Origin of the sequence: uncultured Acetatifactor sp., assembly GCF_948601915.1 — a bacterium.
GTDB lineage: Bacteria > Bacillota > Clostridia > Lachnospirales > Lachnospiraceae > Acetatifactor.
This window is the reverse complement of the sequence record NZ_CAPDXS010000243.1, coordinates 1-3,677: the sequence shown is the minus strand read 5'-3', so window position 1 is coordinate 3,677 and position 3,677 is coordinate 1. Positions and strand designations below refer to the sequence as shown.

Annotated in this window: 4 protein-coding genes and 1 pseudogene; 2 read left to right on the top strand and 3 right to left on the bottom strand. The window is 57.5% G+C overall.

The window, feature by feature from the left end; all coding sequences use genetic code 11:
* A pseudogene (locus Q2B33_RS23535) lies at nt 1–389 on the top strand (nucleoside recognition protein); the annotation flags it as partial.
* Entirely contained in the window at nt 386–913 is a 528-nt protein-coding gene (locus Q2B33_RS23530) for a nucleoside recognition domain-containing protein (protein ID WP_296465975.1), read from the top strand. The pseudogene Q2B33_RS23535 and the gene Q2B33_RS23530, both read left to right, overlap by 4 nt.
* A gap of 31 nt (nt 914–944) precedes the next feature.
* On the opposite strand, the gene Q2B33_RS23525 is transcribed toward Q2B33_RS23530, so the two are convergent.
* The 3 genes from Q2B33_RS23525 to Q2B33_RS23515 all read right to left on the bottom strand — a co-directional run bounded on the left by Q2B33_RS23525 (nt 945) and on the right by Q2B33_RS23515 (nt 3,605).
* A complete protein-coding gene (locus Q2B33_RS23525) occupies nt 945–1,751 on the bottom strand; it encodes a hypothetical protein (protein WP_296475316.1) in 807 nt (268 codons plus the stop codon).
* An 81-nt stretch (nt 1,752–1,832) separates the two neighbouring features.
* Nucleotides 1,833–2,516 (bottom strand): YesL family protein, encoded by a 684-nt coding sequence (locus Q2B33_RS23520; protein WP_300785001.1) that lies wholly within the window; start codon nt 2,514–2,516, stop codon nt 1,833–1,835.
* A 21-nt stretch (nt 2,517–2,537) separates the two neighbouring features.
* On the bottom strand, nt 2,538–3,605 hold the full coding sequence (locus tag Q2B33_RS23515; protein ID WP_300766828.1) for a LacI family DNA-binding transcriptional regulator: 1,068 nt from the start codon (nt 3,603–3,605) through the stop codon (nt 2,538–2,540).
* Nucleotides 3,606–3,677: the final 72 nt, after the last annotated feature.

Sequence of the window (3,677 nt, the reverse complement as noted above, 5' to 3'; positions counted from 1 at the left end):
TGAAGGCCATGGAGGAGCTGGCGAAGCTGGAGGCACAGCGGGGGAACCCGGAGTATCTGGAGACGGAATACGGAGAAGGGGGTGTCCGCGGAGGAAGGAGCTTAAAGGGATCCGGGGCAGGAGAAAGCTTCCGAAGGCAGGAGGGTGCGGGCCGGGGCGGTCCGGGAAAGGGCCGGGACAGGCGTGCCAGCAATGAGATGTGCATTTTCCTGATCCTCAATATCTCATCCCTGCAGCTGATCCCCGTGAACATGATTGCCTACAGGGCCCAGTACGGCAGCGCCAACCCCACGGCGATCATCGCTCCGGCCATCGCGGCTACGCTGGTGAGCACCCTGGTGGCGATTGCGTACTGCAAAATCAAGGACAGGGGAGGGAGGACGGTATGAACGCATTGGCGCATCTTTCGGACATCATCATCCCTATCCTGATTTTCTTCATCGTGGGCTACGGCTTCGTCTCCGGGGTAAAGGTGTACGAGACCTTCCTGAAGGGCGCGAAGGAGGGGCTGAAGATTGTGGTGGACATCGTGCCCACCCTCATCGGCCTGCTGGTGGCGGTGGGGATGCTGCGGGCCTCGGGCTTCTTCGAGATGCTGGGGACAGTGCTTGGCCCTGCCGCCGCTGCCGTGGGGCTGCCCGTCCAGCTGATGCCCCTGCTGGTGGTGAAGCTGTTCTCCTCCTCGGCGTCCACGGGGCTGGTATTGGACGTGTTCCGCACCTCCGGGCCGGACTCCTATGCGGGGATGCTGACATCCATCCTCATGAGCTGCACGGAGACGGTGTTCTACACCATGAGCGTGTATTTCCTGGCGGCGAAGGTGACGAAGACAAGGTTCACTTTGGCCGGGGCGCTGCTGGCCACCCTGGCGGGGACGGTGATGAGCGTGGTGCTGGCCAGGTGGATGGTGTAAGAGAGGATAGAGGGCTGACTGGGGGCGGGCATCAGGCATCCGGACAGGACAAGGGCGCTCGATCCCCCGCCAGATACCGCAGATAGGACATGACCGCCTCCGTCCGGGGCGTATTGGCCACGATGCCCAGATAGACGGTATCGCCGAACCCGGCCTGCTCCACATAGGGGCTTTCGGACAGATTCAGCCCGAAGCGATGCTCCTGCGTCAATGCGCTGTAAGAGAGAGAATCATCTAACGCCATATCGTCCGCGTTGTCCTCCAGGATGACGATGTTGCTGACGAGGGACGGCTCCAGCGCCCGGTACAGATCCGGGTCTTCGGCGGAGAGGAAGCTGTCCAGGTCATGGAGATACCCGTTCTGGGAGAAGGCGTCGAAAGCCTCCCGGTTCATGAGGACGATATCCATCTGCTTCCCCTCGATGGAGGCCAGGATTTTCATGCGGGAGGCATATGTATATTCATGATAGGCGTTCAGCTCATCATCTGTCAGGTAGAGGTCTGTGTAGAGCTTCAGCTCGTTTTTGGACATATCCGTCCCGGCGTACGCCATGAAACCTTCCCTGAGCTGCCAGGTCAGATCCTCCCCGGCCGCCACGTTCACCAGAGCGGCATAGAGGACTACGTCCTTGTGGGTGATATGTCCATAAATATTGTATCCGATGAAATACAGGAAAATGCACAGGATGAACAGCGGGAATTTATAATAGGCCAGGATATGCCCGATTTTCTTCCGGCCGTGAAGGGTGTTCAGATTGTCGTCCTTCAGCAATATGGCCAGGCGTTCCCCGGCGGATGCCAGGGCGGCCTTTAATGAGAAATTTCCCTCGGATTTCATTGCTTTTATCCTCCTGCCTTTTGGCTATGCTGCATCCCCATGCTCTTTCCGCTGGCTGCAGCGTCAGCATTCGCATTCCCTTCAGTCTTCTGATATGCCTTCGAGTTCCCCAGCTTCCCTCTCGTCAGATATGCCGCCGCTTTCCGGCTGATCCGCCTTCTCCTCGCACATCAGAAGGATATTGGACAGTAGATGGGAGCACAGCAGGGCGCAGAGCCCCTCCCCGAACACGATGGCCGGCGTGAAGACATTGATGACTACAAAGGCCATGACAAAATAGATGACCGCCATTGCCGCGGTACAGAGGAGGAAGCGCATGCCCAGCATGATGGAATTCAGGAACATGGCCCTGACCGTGTTCTCGAATCTGGCCAGCAGCGGGAAGATGTACATCAGCACGATGGCATAGGCGGCCACTGCCACCAGAAAGACAGCGGTCCCCACGGCCCAGAACGCGTTTTCGAACCGCATATGGTAAAATATGTATCCGTCCAGCGCCAGCACGATTCCCAGCGCCAGAAGAATCAGCCAGATAACGGTAGCTTTCTTGAAATTCTCCTTAAAAGCCCTGAAAAAGGATTTCGTCACATTCCCTTCCTCGTCCTTTGCCATCTTCAGGGTCACATAGAACAGGGCGGTGGTGGAAGCCCCCGCTGTCACGACGGGCAGACAACAGAGGAACCACAGGATGTTCAGATACGCGCTGTAGGCGATTTTGGTAAAAATAAGCATCAGCTTGCTTTCCGGATTCAATAGACTGTTCATATGCATTCTCCTTCGGATATCTTAGTCTCCTGTAGATTTCCTGTAGATCAGGGTGGTCTCCGTGTGCATGGTGCGGAAGTTCAGGGAGGGCTCCTTGATGCGGGACAGCAACAGCTGCGCTGCCGAGAATCCCATAATCTGGCTGTGGATGTGAATCGTGGTGAGGGAGGGCGTCACCACCTTTGACTCCGGTGAATCGTCAAAGCCGCAGAGCCAGACATCCTCCGGCACGGACAGTCCCATGTCCCGCAGCACAGCCAGGGCATCCAGCGCCACGAAGTCATTGGCGCAGAGAAAGACCTCCGGCATGGCGCTCAGGCGCTGAAAACTTTCCAGGAGATACTCCCTGTAGTCCTCGGTGCTGGCTATCTTGGTTCCTTCCTTGTGGCCGATGATGCAGTATTCCTCCAGACAGGGCTGCCTGAACAGATACATGGCCTTGCGGTATCCCATATACCGCTCGAAGAAGGACTGGCAGTGCAGATGCTCGCCGATGAAGCCTATCCTCTTCTTGCCCCGCCTGACCATCTCGCCGACGATGCTGTATAGGTTGGCCTCGTTCTCCATGTAGAGACAGTCCGCCTGCAGAGGCCGGCCTAAGGCTGTCACCGGGGAATCCACGAACAGGACAGGGGTTCCCATGCCGCAGAGCATGTCGGCGTAGGCCCTGTCGAAGGTTTCCGCGCAGATGATTCCGGCTGTCCTTTCCTTATTATAGAAAGCGGGGGGCCGCAGGGCCGACACCTCCTCGTCCTGGATCCTGTGCATGGTAAAACTGTAGCCCAGCTGGGAAAGCTCCCGCTGCAGCTTGTCCAGCATAGTGGAGGCGAAGTGGGAATTGTTGATAGGGCCGGTGGAAAACAGGGCGATTTCCTTTGCGGCGGATGCCGCCTCTGTTTTCCGGTCGTTCAGCCCTGCAACGGTGGTCGCGTAGGAAAACTGTTTGTAGCCCATGTCTATAGCCTTCTGCAGGATCTTCTCCCGGGTGGATTCGGCCAGGAGCCCTGTGTTGTTGATGGCCTTGGAGACTGTGTTCCGGGACAGCCCAAGAGCATCCGCAATGTCTTGAATCGTAACTCGTTCTGCCATATGCATTTCTCCGTTTTAACTGTAGCAGTTTATTCCCGCGAGCAATGAGCCGAGCGGCCGTGCTTGCACGGC